The following is a 5,119-nucleotide window of genomic DNA, read 5'->3' on the forward strand; positions in this document are numbered from 1 at the left end:
CTTGTAATCTCTGTAAAAGTTGTCGCTTGAATTCTTCACGATGCATACCCAATGCATCAGCGTGTTCCCTTTGGGATACTGTTAGATCACCTTGAGAGTTTAGATTAGTTCCCATCTTCTATCACCAAACTATCTAATGTTGCATCTAAGATATAATCTTCATAGTATAATGCCCCACCATTTGTGCAGTTTACTATCAGTTCTTTAGGCCATTGTCTAATAAAGTACCAAAAGTCATACTGCCAATACTCGAATATTTTTTCATTCTCTGATACCCCGTCATGCTCAAAACCCACTAAGAAAATCTTATCAGCCTTTAGGACTTCTTTGGCATAGTTTACTGCAAAGGTTCCTACATTGGCAAACCTTCGTTCTTCCTTGCTTATCCATCTCTCGAATTTAACACCATTTGCATTTGCCAGATTCACACCAACTCTACCGCCAAGCCATTTGTCCGAGATGCCTTCTCGGGTGTTGATTATCAGAACGGCTGAAAGGCGATCGCCGAAAAGCGCTGGGTAGCCGCCGGCATAAAGATGGACATCCTGCACGATCACCGGATTGATCAGACTTGGCATGCCGCTATTTCGATAGGGATTGTAAATCTCGACGTTATCGAGCAAAATCAAGTTTTGGTTAGGCCCGCCACCCCGGACAATAAATTGGTTTGAAAAATCGCTAGTGGCCTGTACTCCGGGCAGGCTCACAACTGTGCGCATAACATCTTCCAGCGCTCCAGGCATCCATTCAACTTTTTGGGGTGTCACTTTGAATGTTGGTGGTGTGATCTCAAACCGGATATCTTCAGCGCGTTGACCTTCAACCGTAATCTCCGAACCTTCGAGGACAGTTGCTTCAAGTTCAACAGTAACATTCAAAGTTTGTCCGGGTTGGAATTGAATTTCCTGAAGGTAAGTTTTGTAGCCAATTAAAGAAACAGCGAGTTCATATTTGCCAGGAGGGATTTTTTCAATTCTAAAATTGCCATTAGTGTCAGTTGCATCACCAAGATTCAATTCAACGAGAACAACGTTTGCGTTTTGCAGAGCAGTTTGGGGTTTGACGCTTAGAACAGTTCCTTCCAAGATGCCAGTTAAGTCTTGCGGACTTGCTGCATGTGCATAAAAGCAGAAGATAAGCAGTGCGATTGATTTTTTAACCATATCCCACCCTCTTTTTTTGTTGTGAATGAAAAATTTAGCGATTCTCCGCAATTTATGCAAGAAATTATTTGTCTTCATCATTTTTTTAGTTATTTTTAAAATATATATTTTTAATTTAACCAAAAATGCAGAAACTTGGCATAGACCTCGGCGGTACTAAAACCGAAGGCATTATTTTAGATGCCCGCAATAAAGAAATTTTCCGCCTGCGAATTCCCACCGAGCAGGAAAAAGGCTACACTCACATCCTCAATAGCATCAAAAGCCTCTATGAGCATATGGTCGCTGCAATCAGGGGCAGCAGCCATACTTTCGGAATCGGCACCCCCGGAGCCATTTCCCCGCTGACCGGCCTTTTGAAAAACTCGAACACGCAATGCCTGAATAACCAGCCTTTAAAGCAAGACCTTGAACACCTGTTGAATAGAAAAATTGTAATCCAAAACGACGCCAACTGTTTTGCACTTGCGGAAGCAGCCACTGGCGCCGCAGCCGGCAAAGACCTGGTGTTTGGTGTCATCATGGGAACCGGGTGCGGCGGCGGCATTGTTCATAAAGGCGAGGTGTTAACCGGACTGCAAGCCATCGCCGGCGAATGGGGCCACAGCTCAATCGATCCGCAGGGGCCAGAATGCTGGTGCGGTTCGCGCGGCTGCATTGAAACTTTGATTAGTGGCGGTGGTTTGCAGCGGCTTTATGAAATGCATTTTGGCGAAAGGCTCACGTTTGAGGTCATTACTGAGAAATTCCGTAACGGTCAGGAACCGGAAGTGAGCTTTATGCAAACGTTTTTTGAGAATTTCGGGCGGGCAATGGCGAACTTAATTAATATTCTGGATCCGGATATTGTTGTTCTTGGCGGTGGATTATCTAACATCGACGAGCTTTATACCGAAGGTGTGAAACAAGTTGAACGGTTTATTTTCAGTGGTGGTTTGATGACCCCTATTGTAAAAAACAAACTTGGCGATTCTGCCGGAGTGATAGGCGCGGCGCTGATTGGATGTTAAAAATCGTCTCCAAAAGTTTTCCTCCTTTGAAAAATCCTTTTCACTTGCACTTCATTTTAAAAGTCTTAATTTCTTGGTGGGGTAACTCTTGTATCTTGCACCCAGTGGGGATAATCAGAATCCATTTTAGAATGATTAAAATGAAAATTCTTAAAAGAACTCTAATTCTTTGCTTTTTACTTCTTGCCATCGCCAGCGCTGGTGCTCAGTCTCAAGAAAAACCCTTGCGGATATTTGGCTACTTTCAGGATTCATTCCAGCAGTGGACAGCCTTCCAGGAGCGACCGAAACAGAATTCCTTCAGCTTACAACAACTCAATCTTCTTTTTCAAAAAGACCTTGGCGCCAATTGGACTGCGTTTGTCAATTTTGAATTCCTGAACAACTTTTCGTCCAGCCGACAATGGGGCTCGTTTAATCTCGAAGAAGCCTGGGTAAAATACAGAGCCGACATGAGGTTCAACTTGAAGCTCGGCTTACTCGTGCCTAGATTCAACAATCTCCATGAGATTAAGAATCGCACACCATTGCTGCCCTATATTATCAGGCCGTTAGCCTATGAAACATCATTTAGCGAATTCATTCCAATCGAAGTGTTGACTCCTGTCCGGGCGTTTGCCCAGGCTTACGGGTTTTTCCCGGCTGGCGAAGCGAAATTTGACTATGCGGTTTATGTTGGCAACAGTCCAAACATAAGCAATGATCCCAGCCGCGGCCAAACCGGTGTCGACACCACCGCCACATTTCTCTTAGGCGGCCGGTTGGGTTGGCGCTATGGCGACCTAAAATTGGGTCTTTCGGCGACCTATGATAAGGACAATTCAGCAGAGGTTCTGGCGGATTCACTTAACATACGGCGTACCGAACTAAGCGCAATCCCTAAGATACGTTTCGGGGGAGATCTGTCTTATAACTTTGCCAATTTTTCTTTTGAAAGTGAATTTATTAAAGTGAGTCTTGAACAAGACAATCCAAAGTTGGAACGAAATCTCGATTTCTATTATGCCACTTTAGGCTATAATTTTACAGAAGCGCTCTTTATTTATGGCAGTTACTGGTTGTTAGATTCCCATGCGGCAGTACCCGCACTTCCAAATGAGAGAAAAAAAGAAGATGAAGATGTCAAAGTTACAACCTTTGGCGCTTCTTACAACATGATGGACCGAGTCAGGCTTAAAGCTCAGTTTGCCCGGGTCAAACTTGACCATGAGGAACAAAGACTGTTAGATGGTGTGGTCACAAGAATAGAAGACAATTTCAGCGTTTTTGCGCTTGCTGTTTCCGTATTATTTTAAATCGAGATTTCTATAATTATCAGCAGAAAAAATAAAATGAAAATCGCGATTGTAACCCTATTGTTTCTGTTCAGCTGGCCAGAGACCTCATTTTCACAAGTGGCGGTGATCGCACACAAATCAGTGCCAGTTGATACGATTAAGAAGTCCGAGTTACTTGATTTCTATACCGGTGACATAAAGAAATGGCATGACGGGCAACCAGTGGTGATACTAGACCTCAAACCCAGGGGTGACACAAAGAAAGCGTTTTACAAGTTCTTGGGTAAGAGCCCATCTCGCATGAAATCCATCTGGTTGAAAATGATGCTGTCGGGTGAAGGGGATCCTCCTTTATCGATGAGATCTGAGGATGAGTTATTGAAGAAAGTCGCTTCAACCCCGGGAGCAATCGGGTTTGTGAGTCAAAGACGAGCAACCGGCGATGTCAAAACGCTCTCCTTGATCGAAAAAGAAAAGTAACAGAGTCTGGTAAATTTAAAGATTACTCAATCCATCAGGAATCACCATCAAATTAAAAGATCTAAAACTCGGTACGAAACAGGGGATTGGCTTCGCTATAATCCTCATTATCATGGCGGGGGTCCATGTTTATTCAGCAAGAAAAATGGCTGAAATAAAAGCTGAAATTGACGAAGTGACGGCAAGTTGGCTGCCAAGAGCTATCGCTATCTCAGACATCAATTTCAACACAGCTAACTTACGCATCATTCAATTGCAGCATGCTTTTGTCACCGATGCAGCAAGAAAAGAGAAGCTGGCAATTACAATGATTTCTTTGCTTGATGAGATTAATGAGAATCGTGATACCTATGAAATGCTCAAGGCTTCTTCTGAGGAGCGACACCTCTATTCTGAAAATGAACGCGCGCTTTACTCTGAATTCGATCAGAAATGGGATCAGTATCAAGATTTGAGTTTGACAATTTTGAAACTTATCAGTAATAATGAAAATGAGGCAGCGATTGCTCTACTGAATGGCGAGGCACAAGAGGTGTTCAACGACTTAAGTGCCGACCTGATCGAACTTGTAAGTGTCAACAAACAAGACTCTTTTGATGCTGCTAAACGAGCTGATATGACTTATCAATCTGCCCACAAAATTATGATCAGTCTTTATATCTTCACGATCCTGTTGTCTGTCTTTATCGCAGCCGGGTTGGCTCGGTCCATTATCAGGCCTGTGCAACAACTGGAACAAGCCGCCGGCAAGGTTGCTAAGGGCGACCTCGCTGTACGGTTGGATATGCCAAGCAAGGATGAAATTGGCAATCTTGCACTATCGTTTAACCAAATGACAACGTCCTTGGGTATAGCCAAAGAGAAAATGGAAAAACAGGCCGACACGCTGAGGGCGCAAAACAAACAACTTAAGAATGCCATGCGCGAGCTTAGAGAAACTCAGGAACAGCTTTTGATGAAAGAAAAAATGGCGTCGCTGGGTGATCTGGTTGCGGGAGTCGCCCACGAAATTAACAATCCGATTGGCGCCGTAAATGCTTCCGCCGACGTCGTGAGCCGGTGTGTTGATAAAATTGAATTAGTGGCTAATAAAAATCAGCAGCTTCAGAAAACCACTAAGATTCTTAAAGAAAGTGTTGGCGTTATTTTAACCGCCGGGAATCGCATCGCTGCCATCGTAAAAAGTTTA

5 protein-coding genes are annotated in these 5,119 nt (G+C 43.8%); 4 read left to right on the top strand and 1 reads right to left on the bottom strand.

Features of this window, described 5'->3' with window-relative positions:
* Window positions 1-104: 104 nt before the first annotated feature.
* On the bottom strand, window positions 105-1,163 hold the full coding sequence (locus IH879_19290) for a carboxypeptidase-like regulatory domain-containing protein (GenBank protein MCH7677072.1): 1,059 nt from the start codon (window positions 1,161-1,163) through the stop codon (window positions 105-107).
* A 125-nt stretch (window positions 1,164-1,288) separates the two neighbouring features.
* Here IH879_19290 and IH879_19295 point away from each other — a divergent pair, with 125 nt between their 5' ends.
* The 4 genes from IH879_19295 to IH879_19310 form a co-directional block, all read left to right on the top strand.
* Window positions 1,289-2,173 (top strand): ROK family protein, encoded by an 885-nt coding sequence (locus tag IH879_19295; GenBank protein MCH7677073.1) that lies wholly within the window; start codon window positions 1,289-1,291, stop codon window positions 2,171-2,173.
* Window positions 2,174-2,313: 140 nt separating this feature from the next.
* Window positions 2,314-3,468 carry a porin gene (locus tag IH879_19300; protein MCH7677074.1) on the top strand — a complete coding sequence of 385 codons (1,155 nt, stop codon included), beginning with the start codon at window positions 2,314-2,316 and terminating at the stop codon, window positions 3,466-3,468.
* A gap of 36 nt (window positions 3,469-3,504) precedes the next feature.
* Window positions 3,505-3,930 carry a hypothetical protein gene (locus IH879_19305; GenBank protein MCH7677075.1) on the top strand — a complete coding sequence of 142 codons (426 nt, stop codon included), beginning with the start codon at window positions 3,505-3,507 and terminating at the stop codon, window positions 3,928-3,930.
* A gap of 145 nt (window positions 3,931-4,075) precedes the next feature.
* The coding region (locus tag IH879_19310) for a HAMP domain-containing protein (protein ID MCH7677076.1) at window positions 4,076-5,119 on the top strand (1,044 nt) is incomplete at its 3' end.

This window comes from candidate division KSB1 bacterium (genome assembly GCA_022562085.1).
Lineage (GTDB): Bacteria > Zhuqueibacterota > Zhuqueibacteria > Oceanimicrobiales > Oceanimicrobiaceae > Oceanimicrobium.

Bases quoted from the DNA above. Each gene is read 5' to 3' on its own strand.
- IH879_19290 (MCH7677072.1), bottom strand. From the start codon at position 1,163: ATGGTTAAAAAATCAATCGCACTGCTTATCTTCTGCTTTTATGCACAT.
- IH879_19295 (MCH7677073.1), top strand. From the start codon at position 1,289: ATGCAGAAACTTGGCATAGACCTCGGCGGTACTAAAACCGAAGGCATT.
- IH879_19300 (MCH7677074.1), top strand. From the start codon at position 2,314: ATGAAAATTCTTAAAAGAACTCTAATTCTTTGCTTTTTACTTCTTGCC.
- IH879_19305 (MCH7677075.1), top strand. From the start codon at position 3,505: ATGAAAATCGCGATTGTAACCCTATTGTTTCTGTTCAGCTGGCCAGAG.